The sequence below is a fragment of the Streptomyces sp. NPDC058052 genome, from assembly GCF_042885515.1.
Taxonomy (GTDB): Bacteria; Actinomycetota; Actinomycetes; order Streptomycetales; family Streptomycetaceae; genus Streptomyces.
Map to the genome: position 1 here is coordinate 93,604 of NZ_JBHVRX010000020.1, position 26,601 is coordinate 120,204.

General features: G+C 72.3%; 23 protein-coding genes and 1 other RNA gene. 3 read left to right on the forward strand and 21 right to left on the reverse strand.

The features are described from left to right. Positions 1–3: 3 nt before the first annotated feature. The 5 genes from ACFVU3_RS25710 to ACFVU3_RS25730 form a co-directional block, all read right to left on the reverse strand. Positions 4–852: a carbohydrate ABC transporter permease gene (locus ACFVU3_RS25710; protein ID WP_390069679.1), complete on the reverse strand. Its 849-nt coding sequence runs from the start codon at positions 850–852 to the stop codon at positions 4–6. Continuing rightward, positions 849–1,802, reverse strand: a complete 954-nt coding sequence (locus ACFVU3_RS25715) for a carbohydrate ABC transporter permease (RefSeq protein WP_390069681.1) — start codon at positions 1,800–1,802, stop codon at positions 849–851. Before ACFVU3_RS25715 ends, ACFVU3_RS25710 begins: the two co-directional genes overlap by 4 nt. A gap of 5 nt (positions 1,803–1,807) precedes the next feature. Beyond that, entirely contained in the window at positions 1,808–3,112 is a 1,305-nt protein-coding gene (locus ACFVU3_RS25720) for an extracellular solute-binding protein (protein ID WP_390069682.1), read from the reverse strand. A gap of 243 nt (positions 3,113–3,355) precedes the next feature. Beyond that, positions 3,356–3,652, reverse strand: a complete 297-nt coding sequence (locus ACFVU3_RS25725; protein WP_390069684.1) for a DUF3039 domain-containing protein — start codon at positions 3,650–3,652, stop codon at positions 3,356–3,358. 30 nt (positions 3,653–3,682) lie between these two features. Beyond that, a complete protein-coding gene (locus ACFVU3_RS25730) occupies positions 3,683–4,243 on the reverse strand; it encodes a YqgE/AlgH family protein (protein WP_388878390.1) in 561 nt (186 codons plus the stop codon). 288 nt (positions 4,244–4,531) lie between these two features. On the opposite strand from ACFVU3_RS25730, the gene murA reads away from it, so the two are divergent. Continuing rightward, positions 4,532–5,878 carry a UDP-N-acetylglucosamine 1-carboxyvinyltransferase gene (murA, locus tag ACFVU3_RS25735; protein ID WP_390069686.1) on the forward strand — a complete coding sequence of 449 codons (1,347 nt, stop codon included), beginning with the start codon at positions 4,532–4,534 and terminating at the stop codon, positions 5,876–5,878. A 100-nt stretch (positions 5,879–5,978) separates the two neighbouring features. Here the strand turns inward: murA and ACFVU3_RS25740 are convergent, their stop codons facing one another. The 7 genes from ACFVU3_RS25740 to ACFVU3_RS25770 all read right to left on the reverse strand — a co-directional run bounded on the left by ACFVU3_RS25740 (position 5,979) and on the right by ACFVU3_RS25770 (position 15,018). Continuing rightward, positions 5,979–6,260 (reverse strand): HU family DNA-binding protein, encoded by a 282-nt coding sequence (locus ACFVU3_RS25740; RefSeq protein WP_017237029.1) that lies wholly within the window; start codon positions 6,258–6,260, stop codon positions 5,979–5,981. A 339-nt stretch (positions 6,261–6,599) separates the two neighbouring features. After that, on the reverse strand, positions 6,600–8,015 hold the full coding sequence (locus tag ACFVU3_RS25745; RefSeq protein ID WP_390069688.1) for an NAD-dependent malic enzyme: 1,416 nt from the start codon (positions 8,013–8,015) through the stop codon (positions 6,600–6,602). A gap of 399 nt (positions 8,016–8,414) precedes the next feature. Further along, a complete protein-coding gene (locus ACFVU3_RS25750; protein ID WP_390069690.1) occupies positions 8,415–10,703 on the reverse strand; it encodes a HelD family protein in 2,289 nt (762 codons plus the stop codon). Positions 10,704–10,765: 62 nt separating this feature from the next. Further along, the gene (locus ACFVU3_RS25755) at positions 10,766–11,281 is read right to left on the reverse strand and encodes a GNAT family N-acetyltransferase (RefSeq protein WP_390069692.1); all 516 of its coding nucleotides are present in this window, start codon (positions 11,279–11,281) and stop codon (positions 10,766–10,768) included. A 71-nt stretch (positions 11,282–11,352) separates the two neighbouring features. After that, positions 11,353–12,486, reverse strand: a complete 1,134-nt coding sequence (locus ACFVU3_RS25760) for a uroporphyrinogen-III synthase (protein WP_390069693.1) — start codon at positions 12,484–12,486, stop codon at positions 11,353–11,355. A gap of 84 nt (positions 12,487–12,570) precedes the next feature. Further along, the gene (locus ACFVU3_RS25765) at positions 12,571–13,926 is read right to left on the reverse strand and encodes a nitrate/nitrite transporter (RefSeq protein ID WP_390069695.1); all 1,356 of its coding nucleotides are present in this window, start codon (positions 13,924–13,926) and stop codon (positions 12,571–12,573) included. Between the two features lie 108 nt (positions 13,927–14,034). Continuing rightward, on the reverse strand, positions 14,035–15,018 hold the full coding sequence (locus ACFVU3_RS25770) for a LysR family transcriptional regulator (protein WP_390069696.1): 984 nt from the start codon (positions 15,016–15,018) through the stop codon (positions 14,035–14,037). A gap of 84 nt (positions 15,019–15,102) precedes the next feature. Here ACFVU3_RS25770 and ACFVU3_RS25775 point away from each other — a divergent pair, with 84 nt between their 5' ends. After that, positions 15,103–16,353: an MFS transporter gene (locus ACFVU3_RS25775; RefSeq protein ID WP_390069698.1), complete on the forward strand. Its 1,251-nt coding sequence runs from the start codon at positions 15,103–15,105 to the stop codon at positions 16,351–16,353. Between the two features lie 87 nt (positions 16,354–16,440). Here ACFVU3_RS25775 and ssrA read toward each other — a convergent pair. The 5 genes from ssrA to ftsE all read right to left on the reverse strand — a co-directional run bounded on the left by ssrA (position 16,441) and on the right by ftsE (position 20,343). Continuing rightward, positions 16,441–16,809, reverse strand: a transfer-messenger RNA (tmRNA) gene (gene ssrA, locus ACFVU3_RS25780). Between the two features lie 78 nt (positions 16,810–16,887). Beyond that, positions 16,888–17,424, reverse strand: a complete 537-nt coding sequence (gene smpB, locus ACFVU3_RS25785) for an SsrA-binding protein SmpB (RefSeq protein WP_390069700.1) — start codon at positions 17,422–17,424, stop codon at positions 16,888–16,890. Positions 17,425–17,442: 18 nt separating this feature from the next. Next, complete coding sequence (locus tag ACFVU3_RS25790) at positions 17,443–18,636, reverse strand: S41 family peptidase (protein ID WP_390069702.1); 1,194 nt, start codon at positions 18,634–18,636, stop codon at positions 17,443–17,445. A 78-nt stretch (positions 18,637–18,714) separates the two neighbouring features. After that, complete coding sequence (ftsX, locus tag ACFVU3_RS25795; protein ID WP_390069704.1) at positions 18,715–19,632, reverse strand: permease-like cell division protein FtsX; 918 nt, start codon at positions 19,630–19,632, stop codon at positions 18,715–18,717. 21 nt (positions 19,633–19,653) lie between these two features. Beyond that, positions 19,654–20,343 (reverse strand): cell division ATP-binding protein FtsE, encoded by a 690-nt coding sequence (ftsE, locus tag ACFVU3_RS25800; RefSeq protein WP_053648390.1) that lies wholly within the window; start codon positions 20,341–20,343, stop codon positions 19,654–19,656. A 237-nt stretch (positions 20,344–20,580) separates the two neighbouring features. On the opposite strand from ftsE, the gene ACFVU3_RS25805 reads away from it, so the two are divergent. Beyond that, on the forward strand, positions 20,581–20,763 hold the full coding sequence (locus tag ACFVU3_RS25805) for a hypothetical protein (protein ID WP_384671217.1): 183 nt from the start codon (positions 20,581–20,583) through the stop codon (positions 20,761–20,763). A gap of 111 nt (positions 20,764–20,874) precedes the next feature. Here ACFVU3_RS25805 and ACFVU3_RS25810 read toward each other — a convergent pair whose 3' ends face one another. The 4 genes from ACFVU3_RS25810 to ACFVU3_RS25825 all read right to left on the reverse strand — a co-directional run bounded on the left by ACFVU3_RS25810 (position 20,875) and on the right by ACFVU3_RS25825 (position 26,551). Continuing rightward, a complete protein-coding gene (locus ACFVU3_RS25810; protein WP_390069706.1) occupies positions 20,875–21,801 on the reverse strand; it encodes a hypothetical protein in 927 nt (308 codons plus the stop codon). 365 nt (positions 21,802–22,166) lie between these two features. Continuing rightward, entirely contained in the window at positions 22,167–23,276 is a 1,110-nt protein-coding gene (gene prfB, locus ACFVU3_RS25815; RefSeq protein ID WP_390069708.1) for a peptide chain release factor 2, read from the reverse strand. Between the two features lie 67 nt (positions 23,277–23,343). After that, positions 23,344–24,597 carry a serine/threonine-protein kinase gene (locus ACFVU3_RS25820; RefSeq protein WP_390069710.1) on the reverse strand — a complete coding sequence of 418 codons (1,254 nt, stop codon included), beginning with the start codon at positions 24,595–24,597 and terminating at the stop codon, positions 23,344–23,346. A 184-nt stretch (positions 24,598–24,781) separates the two neighbouring features. Further along, complete coding sequence (locus ACFVU3_RS25825) at positions 24,782–26,551, reverse strand: protein kinase (RefSeq protein ID WP_390069712.1); 1,770 nt, start codon at positions 26,549–26,551, stop codon at positions 24,782–24,784. Positions 26,552–26,601: the final 50 nt, after the last annotated feature.

A 26,601-nucleotide genomic window follows, 5' to 3' on the forward strand; every position in this document is an offset into this window, starting at 1 on the left:
GCGTCAGTCCTTCACCGCCCCGCCCAGTCCGGAGACGAGGCGGCGCTGTACGAGTACGAAGAAGACGAGCACCGGGATCGTCATCACGGTCGACCCGGCCATGATTCCTCCCCAGTCGTTCTCGTCGGGCTTGAAGAAGACCAGCAGCGCCATCGGGAGGGTGGACTGCGAGGTGTCGCTGATGAGGAACGACTTGGCGAAGAGGAAGTCGTTCCAGGTCGAGATGAACGAGAAGACGCTGGTCGCCACGAGGCCCGGCAGGACCAGCGGGAAGAGGATCGTCCAGAGGAAGCGGGCGTGGCTCGCCCCGTCGATCCGCGCCTGCTCCTCCAGCGCCTCGGGCACGGCCCGGACGAAGCCGCGGAGCATCCAGATCGCGAAGGGCAGCGAGAAGGCGAGGTGCGGCAGGACGAGCGAGCCGAGGGTGTTGAGGAGCCCGGCGTCCCGCATGAGGAAGAAGAGCGGGATGGTCAGCGCCTCGACGGGCACCATCTGCGCCACCAGGAACATGATCAGGATCGTGGTGCGGAACCGGAAGCGGAAGCGGGTGACGGCGGTCGCCGCGAGGAAGGCGACGACCGCGGAGGCGAGCACGACCGCGGTCGCCACCAGCAGGCTGTTGAGGAAGTAGCGCCCGAAGTCCTGCTGCTCGAAGACGCGCCGGAAGGAGTCGAGGGACGGCGAGAGCGTCCACGGCCTCGGCTCGGTCGACTGGATCTCGCCGGCGGGCTTGAACGCCGAGAGGACCATCCAGTACAGCGGGAAGGCGACGACGACGGCGGTGAGCAGGGCCGCCGCCTCGGCGAGCAGCCGCCCGGGGCGGCGCACGCCGGGTATCCGGAAGGTGGTCACAGTTCCTCCCCCTGGCGGCGCAGCAGCCGCAGGTACACCAGGGTCACGGCGAGCAGGAGCAGGAGCATGACGACGCCGATCGCCGCGCCCAGGCTGTACTGGGAGGAGGCGAACGCCTGCTGGTAGGCGTAGACGTTGAGGACGAGGTTCTGGCCGGCGATGCCGCCGCCGTTGGTCATCACGTAGATCTGGGTGAAGACCTTGAAGTCCCAGATGACGGACTGGATGGTGACGACGGCCAGGATCGGGCGGAGCAGTGGCGCGGTCACGGTGCGCCAGATCCGCCACTGGGAGGCGCCGTCGAGGGCGGCGGCCTCCAGGACCTCGGTGGGGACGGCCCGGATCCCGGCGTAGACGGTGACCATCACGAACGGGAACGAGCACCAGACGACTTCGAGGAGGACGAGCGCGAAGGCGCTGTACCGCCCGTAGGTCCAGGAGAAGTCGCCGAGGCCGAGGAGCCGGTTGACCGGTCCGAAGTCGGCGTCGAAGAGGAAGACCCAGACGGTGGAGCCGGTGACGGCGGGGGTGGCCCAGGCGCCGAGCGCGGCGAGCATCAGGGCCAGCCGGGGCAGCGCCCGTACCCGTGTGAGGAGGACGGCGAGGGCGCAGCCGACGGCGAGGGTGCCGGCCACGCAGGCGGCGGCGAAGACGACGGTGGCGAGCAGGACCTGGCGGAACTGCGGGTCGGTGAAGAGGGCGGTGTAGTTGCCGAAGCCCTGGAAGGAGGTGGGTTCTCCGCCGCTGACCTGGGCCTGGGTGTACTCCAGGAAGGAGATCAGGCCGAGCTGGTAGACGGGGTAGACGAGGAGGGCGCCGAGGACGGCGAGGGCGGGCAGGAGGTAGAGCCAGGGGGTCCAGGCGGAGGTTCCGGTACGGCTCCGGCGGCGGCGCGCGGGTTCTTCCGCGGTGCCGCCGGGCGCGGGCGGCGCGGGGGCGGTGAGCGTCATGCGGGTCAGCCCGCCTCGGCGAAGGCCGCGTCCATCTTCTTCGCCGCGTCGCCGGCGGCGGTCTTCACGTCCTTCCGGCCGCTGGCGATCTCCTGGAGCATCGTGGGGACGACGAGCGAGGAGTCGATGCGGCCCCAGGCGGCGGTGGCGGGGACGAACCTCGTGCCGGCGGCGAGGGTGTCGATGAAGGGCTTCACGAAGGGCTTGCGCTCGGCGGCGGCGGTGCGGACGTCGGTGAAGGTGGGCAGGAAGCCCATGGCGTCGAACAGCTTGGCCTGGGTCTCCTTGCCGGCGAGGCTCTTCATCAGCTCCACGGCGAGGGTGCGGTGCGAGGTGGACTTGAGGACGCCGATGTTGTTGCCGCCGGCGAAGGCGGGGGCGATGGAGCCGGGGGCGGTGCCGGGCAGCGGGACGACGGCGTACTTGCCCTTGACCTGGCCGGCCTCGACGGCGGCGTGGCTGAAGTCGCCGCCGATGGCCATGCCGGCCTTGCCGGCGGCGAAGGCGGTGACGGTGGCGTTGCCGCCCATCTGGGCACAGGTGGCGGCGGGGCAGTTGTCGTCGCCCAGGAGCGAGGTGTAGGCGGTGAGGCCCTTGACGGCGGCGTCGCTGTTCAGGGCGGCCTTGTAGCTGCCGGAGCCGTCCTGGGCGGCGAGGTCGCCGCCGGCGGCCCAGACGAAGGGGAGGGCGCCGTAGGTGTAGGCGCCTCCGACGGCGATGCCGTACAGCTCCGGCCTGGCCTTGCGGATCTTCTTCGCGGTCGCGGCCAGCTCGTCCTGGGACTTGGGGGCGGCGAGGCCGAGCTCCTGGAAGACGTCGGTGCGGTAGTAGAGCGCCCGTACGCCGACGAAGAGCGGGGCTCCGTAGACCTTCCCGCCGACGGTGACGGACTCCTTGGCGGTGGCGTCGCTGTCGGCGGCCTGGTCCCAGGCGGAGAACTCGGCGGTGACGTCGGCGAGTCCGCCGTCCTTCACGTAGCCGGCGGTGTCGGTGTTGCCGAACTCGATGACGTCGGGGGCGGACTTCGGGTCGTTGAAGGCCGCCTTGACGCGCTGGGCGCGGGTCTCGACGGGGATGTACTCCACCTCGACGTCCGTGCCGGCGTGCTTCTTCTCGAAGGCGGCGACGGCCTCGTCGACGACCTTCTCCTTGGGCTGGTTGGCGACCTCCTGGAAGAGCCAGACGCGCAGGGTGCCGCTCTTCTCGTCCCCGCCGGCGGCGGGGGCGGACGTCTGGGGCGCGCAGGCGGCCAGGACGACCGCGGCGAGCGGCAGGGCGACGGGGGCGGTGATCCGGGCAGGAAGCTTCATGGGTTCCCCTCCGAGCAAGCGTTGCAGCATACGCAACGGGCGTTTCGCAGTGCACAACAACTGCGGTGAGGTTAGGCGCGCCCGGCGATCACGACAAGAGGTCTCGACCAATTGGGACCCTCCCGCACCTCCCGACACGCCCCCGCCACGCCCCCGCCACGCCCCCGGAAACGCGGAACGGCCCCCGTCGCGCGCACCGCTTGGTGCGCACGACGGGGGCCGTCCCCGACCGGGCCGGAGGGGTTACTTCCCCTTGCCGCCCTTGCCGTCCTTGCCGTCCTTGTCCCCGCCCGAGCCCATGGACTCGTAGATCTCCTTGCACATGGGACAGACGGGGTACTTCTTGGGATCGCGCCCCGGCACCCAGACCTTCCCGCACAGTGCGACGACGGGAGTGCCGTCGAGGGCACTCGCCATGATCTTGTCCTTCTGGACGTAATGGGCGTAGCGCTCGTGGTCGCCGTCACCGTGGGACACCTGCGGCGTCGGCTCGACGAGGGTTCCCGTACCTGCCCCGCGCTCGGGCTCGAGAGTGCTCATGGGACCCAAGGGTACTGGGAGCGGCGGGCCTCAGTTGAGCGACGGGTCGTCCGGGTAGGTGGCGATCATGGCGAGGTCGCCGCGCTGGCGGCGGAGGACCTGGCGCCAGAGCGTCTCGGGGGTCGGGGAGGAGACGTCGCCGGGCTCGGACTCGACGACGTACCAGGCGCCTTCGGTCAGTTCGGTCTCCAGCTGTCCGGGCCCCCAGCCCGCGTAGCCGGCGAAGATGCGGAGCGCGCCGAGGGCGGGGCCGAGGAGTTCGGGCGGGGTCTCCAGGTCGACGAGGCCGATCGCGCCGAAGACCCGGCGCCAGCCGAGCGGACCCTCGTCGCCGGGGATGACGGCCAGGCCGAGGGCCGCGTCGAGGGAGACCGGCCCGCCCTGGAAGACGACGCCCGGCTCGCCGGCGAGCCCCGCCCAGGGGGCGAGCACGTCGCCGACGGTGACGGGGGTGGGCCGGTTGAGGACGACGCCGAGCGAGCCCTCGTCGTCGTGGTCGAGCAGCAGCACCACCGCGCGGTCGAAGTTCGGGTCCGCGAGGGCGGGGGTGGCCACGAGCAGCCGTCCTGTGAGCGAGGACACCTCGGTCATGCGACACATGATCCCGCATCTTCGGCGCGTGCGGGGGTTCTCGGGCGCGATGCCGGGAAACCGGTGGAGGGCGAGGCGAGCCTCGCAGGTCGGGAGGGGCGGGACAGGACACCCCGAACCGCCCTCCCGGAACAACCGGACGGTGACAGTCCGCAAGATCGTGGAAACGGAGGGTGTTGTGCCGAATTCATTACATCTGCCGACCACCCCGACCGGCCCGATCGAGGTCCAATAGCCCCTTACCCTTTTCTCTGGCCACCCGACCGACGACTCCGGAACGCGAGATTCATGACCGGCACAGACAGCCATGATGTACTGCTCGTCCATGGCGGAACCCCGCTGGAAGGCGAAATCCGCGTTCGCGGCGCGAAGAACCTCGTGCCCAAGGCGATGGTCGCCGCCCTGCTCGGCAGCGGCCCCAGCAGACTGCGCAACGTGCCCGACATCCGTGACGTCCGGGTCGTCCGCGGGCTGCTCCAGCTGCACGGCGTGACGGTCCGTCCCGGCGAGGAGCCGGGCGAGCTGGTGCTCGACCCGACGCACGTCGAGTCCGCCAACGTCGCCGACATCGACGCCCACGCCGGCTCGTCGCGCATCCCGATCCTCTTCTGCGGCCCGCTCCTGCACCGCCTCGGCCACGCCTTCATCCCGGGCCTCGGCGGCTGCGACATCGGCGGCCGGCCGATCGACTTCCACTTCGACGTGCTCCGCCAGTTCGGCGCGACCATCGAGAAGCGCGCCGACGGCCAGTACCTGGAGGCCCCGCAGCGCCTTCGCGGCTGCAAGATCCGCCTCCCGTACCCGTCGGTCGGCTCGACCGAGCAGGTGCTGCTCACCGCCGTCCTCGCCGAGGGCGTCACCGAGCTGTCGAACGCGGCCGTGGAGCCCGAGATCGAGGACCTCATCTGCGTCCTGCAGAAGATGGGCGCCATCATCTCGATGGACACCGACCGGACCATCCGGATCACCGGTGTCGACAAGCTCGACGGCTACACCCACCGGGCCCTCCCGGACCGCCTGGAGGCGGCCTCCTGGGCGTCCGCGGCGCTCGCCACCGAGGGCAACATCTACGTGCGCGGCGCCCAGCAGCGCTCGATGATGACCTTCCTCAACACGTACCGGAAGGTCGGCGGCGCCTTCGAGATCGACGACGAGGGCATCCGCTTCTGGCACCCGGGCGGCTCGCTCAACGCGATCCACCTGGAGACCGACGTCCACCCCGGCTTCCAGACCGACTGGCAGCAGCCGCTGGTCGTCGCCCTGACGCAGGCGTCCGGCCTCTCCATCGTCCACGAGACGGTCTACGAGTCCCGGCTCGGCTTCACCTCGGCGCTGAACCAGATGGGTGCCCACATCCAGCTGTACCGCGAGTGCCTGGGCGGCTCCGACTGCCGCTTCGGCCAGCGGAACTTCCTCCACTCGGCGGTCGTCAGCGGCCCGACCCGCCTCCAGGGCGCCGACCTGGTCATCCCGGACCTGCGCGGCGGCTTCTCGTACCTGATCGCGGCCCTCGCCGCGCAGGGCACCTCGCGGGTGCACGGCATCGAGCTGATCAACCGCGGCTACGAGAACTTCATGGAGAAGCTCGTGGAGCTCGGCGCCAAGGTCGAGCTGCCGGGCAGCGCGCTGGTCTAGTACGAACCCGGGAAGGGCCCTGCGGGGCCTTCTCCCGGACGAACGGAAGGGCGGCCACCCCTGGAAGGGATGGCCGCCCTTTCGTGCGCCTACAGGCCGCTTACTTGCCCTTGGCGGCTTCCTTGAGCTTCGAGCCCGCGGAGACCTTCACGCTGTAGCCGGCCGGGATGTTGATCGGGTCGCCGGTCTGCGGGTTACGAGCGGTGCGAGCGGCACGGTGGGTGCGCTCGAAGGTCAGGAAGCCGGGGATGGTGACCTTCTCGTCGCCCTTGGCGACGACCTCACCGACGGTCTCGGCGAGGGCGGCCAGCACGGCGTCGGCGTCCTTGCGGGTCACCTCGGCGCGGTCGGCCAGCGCGGCCACCAGCTCACTGCGGTTCATGTTGTTACTCCCGTGTTCTTCTTGCCTGTGAGGCGTGAGATCGAAGCCGATGCTGCCAGGGGCCTCGGACAGTCCCCGGAACCGGGGGTCTGTCTCTCGTGGATCCCTCGCGCCCTGGGGGTTCCCCCCTGGACGAAGTCCTCGGGGGAGCATCCTGCCCCCACCAGCGGCGGGAACGCCAATCCGGCACCCTCTGGGGTCACACGAAAAGCGCCGGATCCCCCTGGTGGTGACGTAGCGTCGACTCCCCGCAAACGGTGCGGAGCCGAAAAGCCACCCTAAAGGCGGGTTTACGACTCCGCGAATCGCGACACGCTCGGGTACCGCTCCCCGGTGACGTCAGGCGCCCGCGCCCGCCGCCTTCGCCGCGGTGCGGACCGCCCCGGCCACGGCGCCCGCGACCTTGTCGTTGAAGACCGACGGGATGATGTAGTTCGGGTTCAGCTCGTCCTCGGTGACGACGTCCGCGAGGGCGCTGGCGGCCGCGAGCATCATCTCGGTGTTCACCGTGCGGGACTGCGCGTCGAGCAGACCGCGGAAGACGCCGGGGAAGACCAGGACGTTGTTGATCTGGTTCGGGAAGTCCGAGCGGCCGGTGGCGACCACGGCGGCGGTCTGCCGCGCGGCGGCCGGGTCGACCTCCGGGTCGGGGTTCGCGAGCGCGAACACGATGGAGTCCTCGGCCATGGCGGCCACGTCCTCCGCGCCCAGCAGGTTCGGGGCCGAGACGCCGATGAAGACGTCCGCGCCGACGACGGCCTGCCTGAGGGTGCCGGTGACGCCCTCGGGGTTGGTGTTGTCGGCGATCCAGCGCAGCGGCGAGTCGGCCGGGGCGTCCACCAGGTCCTCGCGGCCGGCGTGGACGACGCCGTGGATGTCGGCGACGACGGCGTGCTTCACGCCCGCCGCGATCAGCAGTTTCAGGATGGCCGTACCGGCCGCGCCGGCGCCGGACATGACGACCTTGACGTCGCCGATGCCCTTGCCGACCACGCGGAGCGCGTTGGTGAGGGCGGCGAGGACGACGATGGCGGTGCCGTGCTGGTCGTCGTGGAAGACCGGGATGTCCAGGGCCTCGCGGAGCCGGGCCTCGATCTCGAAGCAGCGCGGCGCGGAGATGTCCTCCAGGTTGATGCCCGCGAAGCCGGGGGCGATGGCCTTGACGATCTCGACGATGGCGTCGGTGTCCTGGGTGTCCAGGCAGATCGGCCAGGCGTCGATGTCGGCGAAGCGCTTGAAGAGGGCCGCCTTGCCCTCCATGACCGGCATGGCGGCCATCGGGCCGATGTTGCCGAGGCCGAGCACGGCCGAGCCGTCCGTGACGACCGCGACGGTGTTGCGCTTGATGGTGAGGCGGCGGGCGTCCTCGGGGTTCTCGGCGATGGCCATGCACACGCGGGCGACGCCCGGGGTGTAGATCATCGAGAGGTCGTCACGGTTGCGGATGGGGTGCTTGGACGCCATCTCGATCTTGCCGCCGAGGTGCATCAGGAACGTACGGTCCGAGACCTTGCCGAGGACGACGCCCTCGATGTCCCGCAGCCGCTCGACGATCTCGTCGGCGTGGGCGGTCGAGGTCGCGGCGACGGTGACGTCGATCCGGAGCTTCTCGTGGCCCGAGGCGGTGACGTCGAGGCCGGTGACGGAACCTCCGTGGGACTCGACCGCCGCGGTGAGCTGCGAGACCGCGGTGCCGCTCGCGGGCACCTCCAGCCGGACCGTCATCGAGTACGAGACGCTGGGCGCCGTTGCCATGGCCGGGTTCCTCTGCTTTCCCTAGCTTCGTTGCTAACGCCGCCCCGGCTGGTTGCCCTGGCGGCGCCCTCCGATCGTCGCACCTACCTGCCGGTAGCAGGTAATGCGGTCATTTTGTTTTCGGAAAGTAGTTTCCACCATACGAGAGTCTGGCGGACAACAGAAGAGGCCCCGGTCATCGGAAGACGACCGGGGCCTCAACTTCGTATGTACGTCTAAGCGACACCGACCCGCCATGCTCGCCTCGCGGCAAGTGGTCCCTCTGAGGGACGAAGGTTGGGCCCGGGGGCTTGGATCGAGCCGGTGTCACGACCAGGCTAACAAACCCTCCCCGAAGGTGATTCCCCCGGCGCGTGTTGACCTGAAATCGCCACCGCGCCGGGGGGAAGGGGACGGCGCTCAGTCCCGCAGGAGGTCCGGGACGCCCGCCTCGTCCGGCAGGTCCCGCTCCCCCGCGAGCACCGTCAGCGCCTGCGTCGAACGGGTGAGGGCCACGTACAGCACGCGCAGTCCGGCCGGGGACTCGTCGGCGATCTCCGCCGGGGAGACGACCAGCGTGGCGTCGTACTCCAGCCCCTTCGCCTCCAGCGAGCCCAGCGCCACCACCCGGTCGCCGAGCCCGCCGAGCCAGCGGGCGGCCTCCGCGCGCCGGTCCATCGCGACGACCACGCCGACCGTGCCCTCGACCTCGGCGAGCAGCCGCTCCGCCTCCGACCGCACGGTTCCGGCCAGGTCGCCGCCCTTGCCGACGGCGACGAACCGGGGCTCGACCCCGGTCGAACGGACCGCCCTCGGAGACTCCTTGCCGGGCATCGCCAGGGCGAGGACCCTGGCCGCCAGCTCGGCGATCTCGGCCGGGTTCCGGTAGTTCACCGTCAGCTCGAAGCGGCGGCGCGGCCGGGAGCCCAGCGCCTCGTCGCGGGCGGCGGCCGCCTCGTCCGGGTCGGACCAGGAGGACTGCGCCGGGTCACCGACGATCGTCCACGTGGCGTGCCGGCCGCGGCGGCCGACCATCCGCCACTGCATGGGCGTCAGGTCCTGCGCCTCGTCGACGATGACGTGGGCGTACTCGGTCCGCTCGGCGGCGAGCCGCTCGGCCCGCTCGCGCTGGGTCTCCTCCCGCACCGGCATCAGCTCCTCCAGGCCGGTGAGCTGGTCCAGCGGGTCGTACTCCCGCTTCCGCTTCGGCCGGGCGGGGGCGCCGAGCAGGGTGTGCAGCTCGTCCAGGAGGGCCACGTCGTGGACGGAGAGGCCCGGGCGGCGCAGCGAGCGGGCGACCCGGCGGACCTCGCCGGGGTTGAGGACCCGGCGGGCCCAGCGGCCGAGGCGCTTCTCGTCGCCCATGGCGTCGAGGACCCTGCGCGGCGCCAGCTCGGGCCACCAGGCGTCGAGGAAGCCGAGGAAGGAGTCCTCGGTGGAGACGTCCTCGTCGAAGGAGGAGCGCAGCTCCGCGGCGAGCTCGGGGTCGCTGTGCCGGCCCGCGGCGCCCGACCGGGCGTACAGGGCGTCGAGGAGCAGGCGGCGGGCGCGCGGCCGGAGGAGGTTGACCGGGGCGGTGCCGGAGAGCACGTTCTGCCGGATCCGCCGCAGCTCGGCCTCCTCCAGTTCCAGCCGGCGCCCGAAGGCGACGACGCGGAGCAGCTTCGGGGTGTCGGAGTGGTCCAGGGCGCCCCGGGCGGCCTTGCGGAGCACCGCGAGCATCCGGGAGGAGCCCTTGATCCGCGAGACGGCCGGCTCGTCGTACGTGTCGGCCACGCCCCCCGCGGCGTCCTCGGCGAGATCGCCCAGCGCCCGGATGGCGACCTGCCCCTCCTCGCCCAGGGAGGGCAGCACGCCCTCGGTGTACGAGACGAGCAGCGGGGTCGGCGAGACGATCAGGATGCCGCCGGCGTACCGCCTGCGGTCCTGGTAGAGCAGGTACGCGGCCCGGTGCAGCGCCACGGCCGTCTTCCCCGTGCCCGGCCCGCCCTCGACGTACGTGACGGAGGCGGCGGGGGCGCGGATGACGAGGTCCTGCTCCGCCTGGATGGACGAGACGATGTCGCGCATGGAGTGGCCGCGCGCCTGCCCGAGGGCGGCCATCAGGGCGCCGTCGCCGATGACGTGCAGCTCGGCGCCGCCGAGGCTCGCCTTCAGCTCCGGTCGCATCAGGTCGTCCTCGACCCCGAGGACCCGCCGTCCCTTCGACCGGATGACCCGGCGGCGCACGACCCGGCCCGGCTCCACGGGCGTGGACCGGTAGAAGGGCGCGGCGGCCGGGGCGCGCCAGTCGATGACGAGCGGGGAGTAGTCGGCGTCCAGGACGCCGATGCGGCCGATGTGCAGGGTCTCGCCGATGTCGGCGGTGTTGTCGGGCCGGATGGCGTCGTCGGCGGGCTCCACGGACGTGTACGCGCCGTCGGGGCCCTTGACCCCGTCCTTGCCCTCCAGGAGGTCGATCCGCCCGAACAGGAAGTCCTCGAACTCGTTGTTGAGCCGGTTGAGGTGGACACCTGCGCGGAAGACCTGGGCGTCGCGCTCGGCGAGAGCGCCGGGCGTGCCGACGTGCCCCTTCTGGGCGGCGTCGTTCATCAGGAACTCCGCCTCGTGGATCTTCTCCTCCAGGCGGCGGTAGACCTGGTCCAGATGTTCCTGCTCGACGCCGATCTCACGGTCTGCGACCGTGTCGACGGCTTCCTGCGCGGCCACTAAGGCCCCCTTCTGACGTGCACTGGGCAGCCGTCAAAGGTACGCCACCGGTGGCGGTCGTGTCAGGCGAGGGGAGGCGCCTGATCGTGCAGGATCCGCTGGAAGAGGTGGTGGTCGCGCCACTCCCCCGCGATGTGCAGGTAGCGCGGGGCCGTCCCGATCCGCTCGAACCCCGCCTTGGCGAGGACCCGCTGCGAGGCGTGGTTGTCCAGCAGGGTGCACGCCTCGATCCGGTGCAGCCCCAGTTCGTCCCGCGACGCGCGGATCACCTCGGCGACGAGCAGGGAGGCGACGCCCCGGCCGAGGAGCTCCCCGTCCACCCAGTAGCCGAGGGAGGCGCTGCGGAACGGCCCCAGCACGATGCCCGAAAGGATGGCGGCGCCGACGATCCGCTCCCCGTCCACGGCGAACCAGCGGCGGCCGCCGTCGGCCAGCCGCTCGGCCTGCGCCTCGGCGGTGTAGTACCGCTCGGCCCGGTACGGCTCGGTGCGCCGCATGTGCGCCCGGTTCCGCGTCAGCGCGTCCGCCAGCGCCTGGGCGTCCTCCGCCCGCGCCTCCCTGACCCCCACGTCCGCCATCCGCGTACGGTACCCCGCGCCCGCCGCCCCGTCGCGGGCCGGCGGACGGGCGGTGGCGCGGGAGCGCGCGGTCATGGGGTGGGGTCGTCGGCCAGGGGGTCCAGGGAGAGGCGGTAGCCGCGCTTGACGACCGTCTGGATGAGCTTGGGCGTCCCGAGCGACGCGCGGAGCCGCGCCATCGCCGTCTCGACCGCGTGCTCGTCCCGTCCGGCCCCCGGCAGCGCCCGCAGCAGGTCGGCGCGGGACACCACCCAGCCGGGCCGCCGGGCGAGGAGGCCGAGCAGCGCCATGCCGGCCGGCGGCACGGGCCGCAGCTCGCCGTCGACGAGCACCGCGTGGCCGCGGATCTCGACGCGGTGCCCGGCGACCGGCAGCACCCGTGACCGCGCGGGCAGTTCGGTGCAGAGGAGCTGCACGAGCGGCCCGAGCCGGAACCGTTCGGGCTGGTGCGTCGGGATCCCCTCGGCCTGGAGCGGCAGTGCCGTCACCGGCCCCACGCACACGGCGAGGACCTCGTGCCGCAGCGCCTCGACGACCCGCTCCCGTACCCCTCGCTCCGCGGCCCGGGCGAAGAGCGACGCCGCCGCGGGCGCGCTGGTGAAGGCGACCGCGTCGACGGCGCCGGACAGCACCGTGTCGATGAGCCGGTCGAGCGGTCCGAGGTCCTCCGGCGGCATCCACCGGTAGACGGGGACGCCGAGGACGGTCGCCCCGGCGGCGGTGAGCGCCTCGACGAAGCCGGGGAGCGGTTCGCCGTGGAGCTGGAGGGCGATCCGCCGCCCGGCGACGCCTTCGGCGAGGAGCCGGTCGAGGACCTCCGCCATGGACTCGGAGGAGGGCGACCAGGACTCGGTGAGTCCGGCGGCCCGTACGGCCCCCTTCACCTTGGGTCCGCGGGCGAGGAGTTCGACCTCGCGGAGGGCGCCGAGGAGTTCGGTGCCGTGGCCCCAGCCCTCGGCCGCCTCGACCCAGCCGCGGAAGCCGATCGCGGTGGTGGCGACGACGACGTCCGGCGTGTTGCCGATGATCTCCTTGGTGGCGGCGAGGAGTTCGGTGTCGTCGGCGAGGGGGACGATCCGCAGCGCGGGGCCGTGCACGACGGACGCTCCGCGCCGGCGCAGCAGGGCGATGAGTTCGTCCGCGCGCCGGGCCGCGGTGACGCCGACGGTGAAGCCGGCCAGGGGTCCGTGTTCGTGCTGGTCCATGGTCATCGAGAGTGGCGCGGACGCGTGACAGTCGGGGTTCACGCGTATTTCCTGGCCGTTACGGTACGCGCCCTGCACGCCTGCTCACACCTTCGCGTATCCGGGGCGGGTCTCCGGCTCCTCGGCGCCCTCGGCGGTGTCGGGGACGACGGGCGGGCGCCGAAGGTATACCGCCCAGGTGACGGCCATGCAGGCGGCGTAGAAGGCGAGGAAGGCGACGAAGGCGCCGGTGCCGGTGCCGACGGTCTGGAAGGACTGCCGGAAGGCGAGGTTGATGCCGAGGCCGCCGAGGGCGCCGACGGCGCCGATGAGGCCCATGGAGGCGCCGGAGAGCCGCCGTCCGTAGGCTTCCGCGGCCTCGCCGGAGAGGCCCTTGCGGTGGCCCTGGGCGAGGAAGATCGCCGGGATCATCTTGTACGTGGAGCCGTTGCCGAGGCCGCTGAGGACGAAGAGGGCGATGAAGCCGACGAGGAAGACGGTGAGGGACCCGGTCACGGAGGCGTAGAGGACCACGCCGGTCGCCGCGGACATGGCGGCGAAGGTGCCGAGGGTGATGCGGGCGCCGCCGTGCCTGTCGGCGAGGGAGCCGCCGAAGGGGCGGATGAGGGAGCCGAGCAGGGGGCCGATGAAGGTGAGCGAGGCGGCCTGGAGCGGGGTGCGGCCGAACTGGGTCTGGAGGACGAGGCCGAAGGCGAAGCTGTAGCCGATGAAGGAGCCGAAGGTCCCGATGTACAGGAAGGCCATGATCCAGGTGTGACGGGCGCCGAGGGCCTCGCGGACGGCTCCGGTGTCGTTCTTCACGGGCGTGAGGTTGTCCATGTAGAGCGCGGAGCAGACGGCGGCGATCACGATGAGCGGCAGGTAGACGCCGAGGACGATCCTCGGGTGCAGGGCGCCGGCGGTGCCGATGACGAGGAGGCCGACGAGCTGGACGACGGGGACGCCGATGTTGCCGCCGCCGGCGTTGAGGCCGAGGGCCCAGCCCTTCTTCCGGAGCGGGAAGAAGGCGTTGATGTTGGTCATGGAGGAGGCGAAGTTGCCGCCGCCGACGCCGGTGAGGGCGGCCACCAGGACGAAGGTGGAATAGGACGTGCCGGGTTCCATGACGACGAAGGCGAGGCCGGCCGGCAGGAGCAGCAGCAGGGCGCTGAAGATCGTCCAGTTGCGGCCGCCGAAGCGGGCGACGGCGAAGGTGTACGGGATGCGGATCAGCGCGCCGACGAAGGTGGCGGTGGCGATGAGGAAGAACTTGCCCGCGGGGTCGATGCCGTACTGCGGCCCCATGAAGAGGACCATGACGGACCACAGGCTCCAGATGGAGAAGCCGATGTGCTCGGAGAGGACGGAGAAGGCGAGGTTGCGCCGGGCGATCCGTTCGCCCTTCTCCCGCCAGAAGGTCTCGTCCTCCGGTTCCCAGACGTCGATCCAGCGCCCGCCCATCTCGCACCTCCACGGTGTCGGATCCGGTCCCGGATCCTGGTGTCCCCGACGCTAGGAAGGGCGCGTTTCAGGACGGTGCCGTGAGGTGACGTCGGCGGAACCTTGCTCTCACCCGGCGGCGGCGGACCGTGTGAGCGGGGCGCCCGGTTCCCCGTCCGGCAGCCAGGAGCCGGCCGGGCGTTCCAGCCATCCCTCCCGCTCGGCCAGTTCCGCGGCGGCCGCGCGGAGGGCGTCGAGAGCGGGGTGGCGCAGGCCCTTGCGCCAGACCAGGCTGACGGGCGAGAGGGGGACGGGGTCGACGAGGGGGCGCAGGACGCAGCCGGGCATGGGCGGGAAGCCGACGACGGCGAGCACCGGGTGCCGGTGCTTGGCCATGATCCGCTGGAACTCCTCCGGGCCGACGGCGAGCGGCGCGGGCGGCGAGAGGTGGATGCCGCGGCCGTCGAAGAGCCGGACGGCGAGGTCGGTCCACTCGGGGGTGCGGTCGTTCCCCGCGCCGGCGTAGAGGCGTTCGCCGGCGAGCCGGCCGAGCGGCACCTCGGGGAGTCCGGCGAGTGCGTGGTCCTCGGGCAGGATCACCGCCATCGGCTCGTACCGCACGAACTGCGCGCCGAGCCGGGCCCGCAGGCCGGGCGCGAGCCCGCCGTACCGTCCGAAGGAGGCGTCGAGCCGTCCGGCCAGGATCTCCTGGACGGCGCCGGTGAGCCCGGACTCGAAGCGGGCCATCAGCTCCTGTTCGGGGGCGAGTTCGCGGGCGCGGCGCAGGACGCGGTCCTGGACGAGGCCGGGCGTGTTGAGGTCCACGAGGAGCGGTCGGTGCTCGGCCCGGAAGGCGTCGCGGAGCGCGTCGTGGGCGTCGAGGACCCGGCGGGCGTAGGGGAGGAGCCGTTCGCCGTCGGGGGTGAGGGCGACCTGCCGGGTGGTCCGTACGAAGAGCGGGGCGCCGACCTCGCGCTCCAGGCGCCGGATGTCCCGGCTGAGCGCCTGCTGGGCGACGAAGAGGCGTCCGGCGGCGCGGGTGAAGTGCAGCTCCTCGGCGACGGCGGTGAAGGCGCGCAGCAGCCGGGGCTCGATGTCGTACGGTGTGGCCACCCGCCGCATTCAACAACACAGGTGCGTGAATGGCGACCCCATGGGTGTTGGACGGTCCGGGCGGGCGGGCCGGAGCCTTGGACCATGCCTCACCAGCTTCTCGTCCCCACCCCGGCGGGTCCGGGCCTGGCCCCCCGCTATCGCGACCGGCCCGCCGCCGTCCCCCGCAACCCCTATCTCCGGCTCTTCGTCCTCCCCGGCACGCGCGCGTTCACGGCCGGGAACCTGATCGCGCGGCTGCCCTCGGGGATGTTCGGCATCAGCGGGGTGATCATGATCTCGGCGGCGTACGACTCCTACGCCCTGGCCGGTTCGGTCGCGGCGACCGGCCTGGTGTCCGGCGCGGTGGCCGCGCCCTGGGTCGCCCGGCTGGTCGACCGGCGCGGACAGGCCCGGATCGCCGTCCCGGCCGCCGCGCTGGCCGCCGCCGGCCAGGTGCTCCTCGCGCTCTGCGTCCTCGGGCGGACGCCGGCCTGGGCGCTGTTCGCCGCGGTCGCGCTGACCGGCACCGCCCCGAACGCGGGCGGCATGTCCCGGGCCCGGTGGGCGCACCTGCTGCGGGGCGACCCGGCGGCGCTGCACACGGCGAACTCGTTCGAGCAGGCCGTCGACGAGCTCTGTTTCATGCTCGGACCGGTGCTGGCGGCGGTGGTCTGCTCGGCGTTCTTCCCGGAGGCGGGCACGCTGCTGGCCGCCGCCCTCCTCCTGGCCGGCGTCCTGCTCTTCACGGCCCAGCGGTCGACCGAGCCACCGGTCGCCCCGCGCACCTCGGCGGGCTCGCCGCTGAGCGCGCCGGGGATGGTCCCGCTGCTCGCGGTCTTCCTCGCCACGGGCGCGATCTTCGGTTCGATGGAGGTGACCGCCCTGGCGTTCGTGGACGGTCCGGCCGCGGGGCCGGTGCTCGCGCTCCAGGCGGCGGGCTCCTGCGCGGCCGGGCTGCTCTACGGACGGGCCCGCCGCACCGCCGGCCTGGCCGTCTGCCTGGCGGCGATGACGCTGGTGATGACGGCGCCCCTGCTGGCGGCCCGCACGGGCTCGCTCGCGGCCCTGGCCGCCGGTCTGCTGGTGGCGGGGATGGCGACGGCCCCGACGATGGTCACGGGCATGGGCCTGGTCCAGCGGCTGGTCCCGCCGGACCGGCTGAACGAGGGCATGACCCTGGCGGTGACCGCGCTCCTGGCGGGGGTCGCGGCGGGCGCGGCCCTCGGCGGCTGGACCGCCGACCACACTCCGGACCCGGCGCTCGGCTTCGTCCTCCCGGTGGCGGCCGCGGCCCTGGCGCTGGCCCTGTGCGCGGCGACCGGTGTCGGCCGCCGCGGCGCGGTGCGGACATGACGAAGGCCCGGCGGTCGCTCGCGCGACCACCGGGCCTTCGCCCACATGGGATGAGGCGTCCGGGAGGTGCTTGGCCTCCCGGGCTCTCGGTGGAGATGGCGGGAATCGAACCCGCGTCCAACGGTGCGGAATCAGGGCTTCTCCGTGTGCAGTCTGGTACGAGTTTCTCAGCCCTCCGGATCACCCAGACAAGTCCGGAACGGGCTCAGTCACTGTTTGATTTCCCTCTTCACCCCGTGACCGGGATCAAGGTTTAGTCCCCTAGCTGATGCCAGGATCCGGGTCGGGAACAGCCCCGGGCTGACACTTCGCAAGTCGCTACTTAGGCAGCGAGGGCGAAGGAATCGCGCTTGGTGTTGGCGATTATTGGTTTCGGCGCGTGGTTTACGAGATCATTGCCGCTTCCTCGACACGCTTCCCCTGCTTCGACATCCGCTGTCGAAACCGATCATCCCCATGTTGATTTTTCAAAGTGCGCCCTCGGTGGGGTGCGTGGCCCATGGTACGTGACCCGCGGCCACCGGTGCCAGCGGATTAACGGGCCTGGGCCCGCTGGCGCCGCTTCGCCACGGCGATCGCGCGAGCGGTCTCGCGCGTGTCCTGCTTCTCCCGGAGCGTCTGGCGCTTGTCGAACTCCTTCTTGCCCTTGGCGAGCGCGATCTCGCACTTCACCCGGCCGCCCAGGAAGTACAGCGCGAGGGGCACGATCGTGTGACCGGTCTCCGACGCCTTCTGCTCCAGCTTGTCGATCTCCGCCCGGTGCAGCAGCAGCTTCCGCTTCCGCTTCGCCGAGTGGTTGGTCCAGCTGCCCTGCATGTACTCGGGGACGTGGATGTTGTACAGCCACGCCTCGTGGCCCTCGATCTGGACGAAGCCGTCCACCAGAGAGGCCCGCCCCATCCGGAGCGACTTCACCTCCGTGCCCATGAGCGCCACGCCCGCCTCGTACGTGTCGAGGATGAGGTAGTCGTGGCGCGCCTTCTTGTTCTGCGCGATGAGCTTGCGCTCCGGCCCCTTGTCCTGGGCCTTCTTGGCAGGCTTGCCCTGCACGTTGACGAGTCCCTTAGCCATAGTGCGGCCATTTTCGCACTACGAGCCCCCTCCGAGGCCACTCAATACCGTGCGGGCCCGCTCCTCCGCCCCTTCCCCGGCCGGCAGGTCGGGCGCGATGCCCTGTCCGTCCACCTCGTGCCCCGCGGGGGTGCGGTAGTGGCCCACGGTGAGCTCGGCGACCGAGCCGTCGGGCAGCCTGCTCGGCATCTGCACCGAGCCCTTGCCGAAGGTGTTGGTGCCGACGGTGACCGCCCGGCCCCGGTCCTGGAGCGCGCCGGTGAGCAGCTCGGCCGCGCTCATGGTGCCCCCGTCGATCAGCGCGACCAGGGGCCGGCCGGTGTCGCCGCCCCGCTCCGCGTACAGGGCCCGCTGCTCGCCCTCGACGTCGTACGTGGCGACCAGCCCGCCGTCGAGGAAGGCGGACGCGGCGACGGCGGCCTCGTCGACCAGCCCGCCGGAGTTCCCGCGCAGGTCGAGCAGGACCCCCGCGCCGGCCGGGGCGGTGCGGACCGCGTCCCGCACCCGGGCGCCGGCGCCCTTGCTGAAGGCGGCGACCCGGATGACGACGGTCCTCGGGTCGGGGCGGGAGACGGTGACGGGGTCGGTCGCGAGCCGCTCCCGGCGCAGGGTCTGGGTCCAGGTCATGCCGGAGCGCCCGATCCGCAGGGACACGGCGGAGCCGGGCACGCCGTCGCCGCGCAGCAGGGAGACGACCTCGGAGACGGACAGGCCCTCGGTGGCGCGCCCGCCGACGGCGAGCAGCAGATCGCCGGTCCGCACCCCGGCCCGGCCGGCGGGGCCGCCGGCCCGCACCCGGGTGACCCGGACGCCGTCCCCGGAGGACGTACGGCCCTCTCCCTCCGCCGTCGCCCCGGCGGAGAGGCCGACGCCGGTGTAGGCGCCGTCGAGGGACTGCTCGAACTCGGCGTACTCCCGCTGGTCGTAGACCGCGCCCCAGCGGTCGCCGCTGCGGCTGACGAACTCCTCGGCGGCCTGCTTGCCGGACTTGCCGTCGGCGACGGCCTCGGCGGCGACGCGGTGGAGGGCCGCCCGGTCGAGGACGGCGCGGTCCCCGGCGCCGGCCCGCGGCTCCGGCCCGGCGCCGTCCTCCCGGGGCAGCGCGCCGGTCGCGGCGGCCGTGGCGAGCACTCCGGCGAAGACCAACGTGAGAACGGCCCCGCGGACGACACCGCGGGGCCGGAGACAGAGGGGCGCGGGGCCGGCCGGCATGGCGCCCACTCTAGGACAAGGCGGCGGCGCCACCGAGGCTTTGGCCTCAGGACGCCATCCGCCGTCAGGGGTCTCTTCTCACACCTTCAGGTACTTGCGCAGCGCGATGAACGCGGCCACGGACGGCATCAGCAGGCCGATGACGATCACCAGCGGCAGCTGGGCGAGGACCACGTCCCAGCCGATGAAGTTCACCAGCGGCATCTGCTCGGCGAGGTTGAGGCCGTGGTCGACGAGGAAGTACCGGCCGGCGAGGAGCAGCACGCAGGCGAAGGCGCCGCCGATGAGGCCCGAGAACGCGGCCTCCATGATGAACGGCATCTGGATGTAGAAGCTGGAGGCGCCGACCAGCCGCATGATGCCGGTCTCGCGGCGGCGGCTGAAGGCCGAGACGCGGACCGTGTTGATGATCAGCATGAGCGCGATGACCAGCATGAGGAGCATCAGCGCGACGGCCGCGTAGTTGACGCTCCGCATCATGTTGAACAGCGTCTCCAGGATGGAGCGCTGGTCCTGGACGGACTCGATGCCGTCCCGGCCGGCGAAGGCGGTGGCGACCACCTTGTACTTCTCCGGGTCCTTCAGCTTCACCCGGATCGACTCCTGCATCTGGTCCGGGGTGATGACGGAGGCGATGGCGGTGTCGCCGTACTGCTCCTTGTAGTGCTTGAAGGCTTCCTCGGCCGTCTCGTGGATGACGTTCTCCACGATGTCCATGTCCTTGAGGTCGGCCTGGATCTGCTCGCGCTGCTGCTTGGTGACGGCGCCCTTGGCGCACTTCGGCGAGCTGGAGGCGTCCGTCTTGTTGCAGAGGAAGATGGAGACGTTGACCTTGTCGTACCAGTAGTCCTTCATCGTGGAGACCTGCTCGCGCATGAGCAGGGCACCGCCGAACAGGGCCAGCGACAGGGCCACGGAGACGATGACCGCGAAGGTCATCGTCAGGTTGCGCCGGAGGCCGACGCCGATCTCGGAGAGCACGAACTGAGCGCGCATGGTGTTCTGGTTCCCCCGCCGTCAGTGCTGGTAGCCGTAGACGCCGCGCGCCTGGTCGCGGACGAGGCGGCCCTTCTCCAGCTCGATGACGCGCTTGCGCATCTGGTCGACGATGTTCTGGTCGTGGGTCGCCATGACGACGGTGGTCCCTGTCCTGTTGATGCGGTCGAGCAGCTTCATGATGCCGACGGAGGTCTGCGGGTCGAGGTTGCCGGTGGGCTCGTCCGCGATCAGCAGCATCGGGCGGTTGACGAAGGCGCGGGCGATGGCGACGCGCTGCTGCTCACCACCGGACAGCTCGCCCGGCATGCGGTCCTCCTTGCCGCCCAGGCCGACCAGGTCGAGCACCTGGGGGACGGCCTTGCGGATCTCGCCGCGCGGCTTGCCGATGACCTCCTGCGCGAAGGCCACGTTCTGCGCGACGGTCTTGTTCGGCAGCAGGCGGAAGTCCTGGAAGACGGTGCCGAGCTGGCGCCGCATGTGCGGCACCTTCCAGTTGGAGAGCCGGGCGAGGTCCTTGCCGAGGACGTGCACCTGCCCTTGGCTGGCGCGCTCCTCACGCAGGAGCAGCCGGAGGAAGGTCGACTTTCCGGAGCCGGACGAACCGACGAGGAAGACGAACTCCCCCTTCTCGATCTCCAGGGAGACATCCCGGAGCGCGGGGCGGTTCTGCTTCGGATAGGACTTGGAGACGTTGTCGAATCGGATCACGAATGCACCACGGTCGGCCGGGAGTAGGTGTGCGTGACCTTACGCGAACCGGGAAGCCCCGCGCAGTCGCGGTCCGGGCTTGCGTGCTTTATCCTTTTTCGCCCTCGGGGGCGGAACGGAAGCGTTCACGGCCGGGGCGCGCCGGAACCTCGCGGAGCTGGCACAGTGGTAGGGGGAACGTCCGGATGGTGCCGGACGTTGTCCTGGTGTGAGCCCCGTGCGGGAGGAGGAGAGCGTATGACCTACGACCGACTGGTGTGCGCCAACTGCGCGGCCCCGGTCGCCGAGGGTCGCTGCCCCGTCTGCCGGGCCAACCGCGAGCGCCTGGCACCGCAGGGACTGTCCCCCGCGATGGTACTGACGCTGGTGATCGCCCTGCTGGCGACGCTGGCACTGCTGGCGGCGGTCCGCACGGTGTAGGCGAGGGCCTGAGGCCCGTACACGAGCCGGAACGACGGAAGGGCCGGGGAGGAGATCCTCCCCGGCCCTTCCGCGTGTTCAGCGCGCGTTCAGTCCGCGATCAAGCGGTCGTCAGGCGGCGGCGCCGCGCCCGCCCGCGACGAGGCGCGGCAGGAAGCGGAAGCCGATGCCACCGGCGATCATGGTGGCGGCGCCGATGATCAGGAACGAGGTCTCGGCCGCACCGGTCTCGGCGAGCTCCTCCTTGGCCTCGCCCTGCTGCACCGGCTGCGAGCCGGCCTGCTGGGTGTCGGTGTTGTTGTTCGAACCGGTCGAACCGTTGGAGCCGGTCGAGCCGTCGGCGACGCACTCGACACCGTCGAGCTCGACGGTGCAGGTGCCGGAGCCGCCGTCGGCGGACGAGCCGCCGTCGGTCGAGGAACCGCCGGTGGCGGAGGAGCCACCGTCGGTCGAGGAACCGCCGGTGGTGGACGAGCCGCCGCCGGTCGAGGAACCGCCGGTGGTGGAGGAGCCGCCGTTGCCGCCGTTCCCGTTCCCGCCGTTCCCGTTCCCGCCGTTGCCGTTGCCACCGTTGCCGGCGTCGGCACCGCCGTCGGCCGCGCCACCGTCGGCACCGCCGTCGGCCGCGCCACCGTCGCCACCATCGGCGCCACCGTCGGCCGCGCCACCGTCGCCACCGTCGGCACCGCCGTCGGCCGCGCCACCGTCGCCACCGTCGGCACCACCGTCGGCCGCACCACCATCGGCGCCACCATCGGCCGCGCCACCGTCGCCACCATCGGCACCGCCGTCGGCCGCACCGCCGTCGCCACCATCGGCACCGCCGTCGTTGCCGCCGTTCTCGCCACCCTCGATGTCACCGATGGTGGTGTTTCCGTCGCTGTCACCCAGCGCGCCGACCGTCACCTCGAGGGTCGAGCCGCCGTCGTTGCCACTGCTGACGGCCTGCGCGGCGCCGGCCGCGGTCAGGGACGCACCGGCGATGATCACGGCACCGGCCGCGACTCGCGCCAGGCGGACTCGCGTCTTGTTGGTCATCTGGTTGCTACCCCCAGTAGCTTCATCTCGTCATGGGGCAGCGCCAGGGGCCCCGGGCACGGGAAGCGTCATGGTTACTGGACCTGCCCCCGTTCACACGCGCCCCAGATATGCGCATGCCATCCAGCCACCCTTCCGAGTTTCCGATGCAGCGTCAAGGCCGTTGCGCGTGCGATGCCCGAAAGATCACCAGTTGGCCGACATGTGACGATGCAACTGTGACGTAAACCCGGAACTGCAGGCCCTGCGGGGGCAGTTCCCTTGTCGACAAAGCACCTCACCCACCTCCGAACCGCTTGCACCGGCGAACGCGCCGGGCCCCGCACCGAAAGGTGCGGGGCCCGGAAACGAACGCTGCGGGGCGGTTACTTCGCCTGCTCCTGCTGCTTGCGCCAGCGGATGCCGGCCTCCAGGAAGCCGTCGATCTCGCCGTCCAGGACGGACTGCGGGTTGCCGACCTCGAACTCCGTCCGGAGGTCCTTGACCATCTGGTACGGGTGGAGGACGTACGACCGCATCTGGTTGCCCCAGGAGCTGCCGCTGTCCTTGAGGGCGTCCATCTTGGCCCGCTCCTCCTGGCGCTGACGCTCCAGCAGCTTGGCCTGGAGGACGTTCATGGCGCTCGCCTTGTTCTGGATCTGCGAGCGCTCGTTCTGGCAGGAGACCACGATGCCGGTCGGGAGGTGCGTGATGCGCACGGCCGAGTCGGTCGTGTTGACGCCCTGGCCACCGGGGCCCGAGGCGCGGTACACGTCGACCCGGAGGTCCGACTCCTCGATCTCCACGTGGTCCGAGGACTCGACGACCGGGAGGATCTCGACGCCCGCGAAGGAGGTCTGGCGGCGGCCCTGGTTGTCGAAGGGCGAGATGCGCACCAGGCGGTGGGTGCCCTGCTCGACGGAGAGGGTGCCATAGGCGTACGGGGCCTTGACGACGAAGGTGGTCGACTTGATGCCGGCCTCTTCCGCGTACGAGGTCTCGTAGATCTCGGTCGAGTAGCCGTGGCGCTCGGCCCAGCGCAGGTACATGCGCTGGAGGCGCTCGGCGAAGTCGGAGGCGTCGACGCCGCCGGCCTCGGCACGGATGTTGACCAGCGCCTCGCGCTCGTCGTACTCGCCGGAGAGGAGGGTGCGGACCTCCATCTCGTCGAGCGCCTTGCGCACCGCGGTGAGCTCGGCCTCCGCCTCGGCGCGGGTGTCCGCGTCGTCCATCTCCTCGGCGAGGTCGAAGAGGACCTCGAGGTCGTCGATGCGGCCGCGCAGCGTCTCGGCCTTGCGGACCTCGGCCTGGAGGTGGGAAAGCTTGCTCGTGATCTTCTGCGCCGCCTCCGGGTCGTCCCACAGGGACGGGGCCGCGGCCTGCTCTTCGAGCACGGCGATGTCGGCCCTCAGCTTGTCGAGGTCCAGGACGGCCTCGATCGACCCCATGGTCGAGGAGAGGGACTTCAGCTCTTCGGATACATCGACGACTGCCACGCGTCCAGCGTAACGGCTCCCGGCCGGGAGCCGAACCTGTGCCCGTCCGCCCTGTGGACGGGCGGGGTCACGGCTGCGCGGGCTGCGAGGACGGCCGGGAGTCCTGGGGCGGGGTCCCGCCGTCCCCGGCGAGCGCCAGATAGCCGCCGACGCCGAGCGCTCCCGCGGCCACGGCGGCCGCGATGCCGAGGGCGATCCGGCGCTTGCGGACCACCCCGGACCGGTTGCGCGCCGAACCGGGCCGGCGGGCGCCGGCCGGGCGCGGGGCGCGGGCGGTGCCGTGCGGGCCGCCGGACAGCTCCTCGGGGCCGGGCACGCGCATGGAGGTGTGGGTGTCGCGGTGGGAGTCGGCGGAGGCGCCGGGCACCAGCGGGACGGCGGCACGGCGGCGGCCGGTGTCGGTGGCCGCGCCGGCGGCGGTGGCGTACGCGGGGTCCTCGTACGGCTCCGGGGGAGCGGGCTCGGCGTCGGGCTCGTCCACGTCCAGCGGCGGGATGCCCTTGAGCAGCGGCAGGACGTCGGCGAGGCGGGCGGCCAGCTCGGAGGCGCGCAGCCGGGAGGCGGGGGCCTTCGCGAGGCACTGGACGAGCAGCTGCCACAGCTCCTCGGGGATGCCGGGGAGCGGGACGACCGTCTCGGTGACGTGGCGGCGCAGGACGGCGCCGGGGTGGCCGCCGCCGAACGGGGTGAAGCCGGCGAGCAGCTCGTACAGGACGGTGGCGAGGGCGTAGATGTCGACGGCGGCGCGCGGCGGCAGGCCCTCGACGATCTCGGGGGCGAGGTAGTCGGGGGTGCCGATGATCCGGGTGGCCTTGGTGCGGCCGGGGGTGTCGATGAGCTTGGCGACGCCGAAGTCGGTGAGGAGGGCGGGGTGGGCGCCGCCGGGGCCGATCGGGCCCTCCATGTCGAGGAGGATGTTCTCCGGCTTGACGTCCCGGTGGACGACGCCAGCCGCGTGGGCGGCGGCGAGGCCCTCGGCGACGTCCCGGATGATCGCGACGGCCGCCTCCGGAGCGAGCCGGCGCTCGCGGTCGAGGCGGGTGCGCAGGTCGGTGCCGCGGACCAGGTCCATGACGAGGGCGAGGTCGTTGCCGTCGACGACGAGGTCGCGGACCTTGACCACGCGCGGGTGGTCGAGTCCGAGCAGGGCGGTCCGCTCCTGCACGAAACGGCCGACGAGCTCCTGGTCGGAGGCCAGGTCCTCGCGCAGGAGTTTGACGGCGACGGGGCCTTCGGGCCCCTCGCCGAGCCACACCGTTCCGGCGCTGCCCCGCCCGAGGATCTGGTGGGCGGTGTAGCGGCTGCCGATGTTCCGTGCCAAGACTGCTCCCTCAGCGGCTGCGGTTCGCGTCAAAGTTACGCGTCCCGGGCCGCCGCACGTCACTTCCGGAGCGAAATCACCCCTCGGAAGTCGATAAATCGGCAGTACGACCGCGTTCCGGCGGTCGTACTGCCCTCGATGCCGCTCCTGGTACGGCCGCCGGTACCGCTCTGGGGGGCGGCGGCTACTGGCCGGTGCCGCCCGATCCGGAGGATCCGGTGGCGTCCCCGATGGTGGAGATCCAGTCGCTGACGGTGGCGATGCCGTCGCCGATGGCCTCCCAGTAGCCCTTGCCCTGGGCGATCCAGTCCTGGAGCGGGGTGAGCTCCCAGACGAGCCAGCCGGCCACCACGAAGAGGACGATCATGACCAGGCAGCCCTTCAGGCAGCCGAGGCCGGGGATCCGCACCGGGTTGGCGCTTCGCCGGCGCGGCTCGCGCGGGGCCGGGGCGGGCGGCTGCGGCCGCTGGGGCTGCTGCGGCTGCTGAGGCGGCGCGTACTGCTGCTGCGGGGGCGGCGGGGGCGCGTACCGCTGCGGGGCGGGCTGCTGCTGGTACGGCTGCGGGCTCGGCGCCGGCCGCTGGGGCGCGGGGCGCTGCTGCTGGTACGGCGGCGGCTGCTGCGGCTGCTGGTAGGGCGGCGGCTGCTGCTGGTACTGCTGCGGCGGCGGGCCCTGCTGGTACGGCGGGGCCTGCGGCGGCTGCTGCGGGCGGCGCGGGGGGCGGCGGCGCAGCGGGTCCTCGCTGGGGTCCAGGTACTGGACCTGGGTCTGCTCGTTGCGGTCCCGGGCGGCGGCGAGCTGGCTCTGCCAGGGGTGCGGGTCCTCCGCCGGCGGGTTCGCCGGCATGGCGGGCATGACGGCGGTCGGGTCCGCCGCGCCGGGGGCGCCGGCCGGCAGGACCGTGGTCGGGTCGGCGGAGCCGGCCGGTCCGCCGGTGGGCAGGACGCTGGTGGCGGCGGCCGGGTCGAAGTGGCCGCCGGCGCCGGCGGGCAGCACCTGCGTGGGGTCCGCGGCACCGGGGGTCCCGGGGACCTGCGCCGGATCGGGGTCCGGGGCGAGCAGGGCGCCGACGCCCTCGGCGGCCTCGATCTGGGCGGGCGAGGAGTGGACGCCGATGCCGGCGGCCACCGTGCGCAGGCCGCGCGCCAGGTTGACGGCGCTGGGCCGCCGCGCGGGGTCCTTGCTGAGGCAGCGCTCGATGACCGTCCACAGGGGCGCGGGCACGGTGGAGGGGCGCCGGGGCTCCTCGCTGAGGTGCATGTGGAGGACTTCGAGGGCCGTGCCGCCGGCGAACGGCGGGCGGCCGGTGACCAGCTCGTACAGGAGGATGCCGGCGCCGTAGATGTCGACGGCGGAGGTCTGCGGGCGGCCCTCGGCGGACTCCGGCGCCACGTACGCGGGCGTGCCGACGAACTCGTGGGTGCGGGTGAGGCCCGGGGAGTCGGCGAGGCGCGCGATGCCGAAGTCGGTCAGCATCGGGTGCATGGCGCCGTCCCGCTCGGCCACCAGCACGTTGGCCGGCTTGAGGTCGCGGTGGACGACGCCGTCGGCGTGGCTGGCGGCGAGCGCGTCGGCGATCTGCGCGGTGAGCAGGGCGGCGGCGACCGGGGTCAGCGGGCCGTTCTCACGCAGGTAGCGGTGCAGGTCGGGACCCTCGACGAGGTCCATGACCAGGGCGAGGACATCGCCCTCGACGACCAGGTCGCGGGTGCGCACGATGTTCGGGTGCGTGAGCCGCAGGAGGACGGACCGCTCGCGCAGGAAGCGCATCACGATGTCCGCGTCGTTGGCCAGCTCCTCCTTGAGGACCTTGATCGCGACGGTCTCGCCGGGCTGGCCGGGCACGGCCGCCTCGGCGCCCGCCGTCTCCCGCTGGCGGGCTCGCCAGACGGTGCCCGTGGCGCCGCGGCCGAGCGGCTCCTCGAGCAGGTACTTGCTGCCGATTGGCCGCACGTCACGCGCTCCCTGCTGGTCTTGGTCCTGGATGGCCGGTCCCGCTCGGC

Bases quoted from the DNA above. Each gene is read 5' to 3' on its own strand.
- ACFVU3_RS25715 (WP_390069681.1), bottom strand. From the start codon at position 1,802: ATGACGCTCACCGCCCCCGCGCCGCCCGCGCCCGGCGGCACCGCGGAA.
- ACFVU3_RS25720 (WP_390069682.1), bottom strand. From the start codon at position 3,112: ATGAAGCTTCCTGCCCGGATCACCGCCCCCGTCGCCCTGCCGCTCGCC.
- ACFVU3_RS25725 (WP_390069684.1), bottom strand. From the start codon at position 3,652: ATGAGCACTCTCGAGCCCGAGCGCGGGGCAGGTACGGGAACCCTCGTC.
- ACFVU3_RS25730 (WP_388878390.1), bottom strand. From the start codon at position 4,243: ATGACCGAGGTGTCCTCGCTCACAGGACGGCTGCTCGTGGCCACCCCC.
- murA (WP_390069686.1), top strand. From the start codon at position 4,532: ATGACCGGCACAGACAGCCATGATGTACTGCTCGTCCATGGCGGAACC.
- ACFVU3_RS25740 (WP_017237029.1), bottom strand. From the start codon at position 6,260: ATGAACCGCAGTGAGCTGGTGGCCGCGCTGGCCGACCGCGCCGAGGTG.
- ACFVU3_RS25745 (WP_390069688.1), bottom strand. From the start codon at position 8,015: ATGGCAACGGCGCCCAGCGTCTCGTACTCGATGACGGTCCGGCTGGAG.
- ACFVU3_RS25755 (WP_390069692.1), bottom strand. From the start codon at position 11,281: ATGGCGGACGTGGGGGTCAGGGAGGCGCGGGCGGAGGACGCCCAGGCG.
- ACFVU3_RS25760 (WP_390069693.1), bottom strand. From the start codon at position 12,486: ATGGACCAGCACGAACACGGACCCCTGGCCGGCTTCACCGTCGGCGTC.
- ACFVU3_RS25765 (WP_390069695.1), bottom strand. From the start codon at position 13,926: ATGGGCGGGCGCTGGATCGACGTCTGGGAACCGGAGGACGAGACCTTC.
- ACFVU3_RS25775 (WP_390069698.1), top strand. From the start codon at position 15,103: ATGCCTCACCAGCTTCTCGTCCCCACCCCGGCGGGTCCGGGCCTGGCC.
- smpB (WP_390069700.1), bottom strand. From the start codon at position 17,424: ATGGCTAAGGGACTCGTCAACGTGCAGGGCAAGCCTGCCAAGAAGGCC.
- ACFVU3_RS25790 (WP_390069702.1), bottom strand. From the start codon at position 18,636: ATGCCGGCCGGCCCCGCGCCCCTCTGTCTCCGGCCCCGCGGTGTCGTC.
- ftsX (WP_390069704.1), bottom strand. From the start codon at position 19,632: ATGCGCGCTCAGTTCGTGCTCTCCGAGATCGGCGTCGGCCTCCGGCGC.
- ACFVU3_RS25805 (WP_384671217.1), top strand. From the start codon at position 20,581: ATGACCTACGACCGACTGGTGTGCGCCAACTGCGCGGCCCCGGTCGCC.
- ACFVU3_RS25810 (WP_390069706.1), bottom strand. From the start codon at position 21,801: ATGACCAACAAGACGCGAGTCCGCCTGGCGCGAGTCGCGGCCGGTGCC.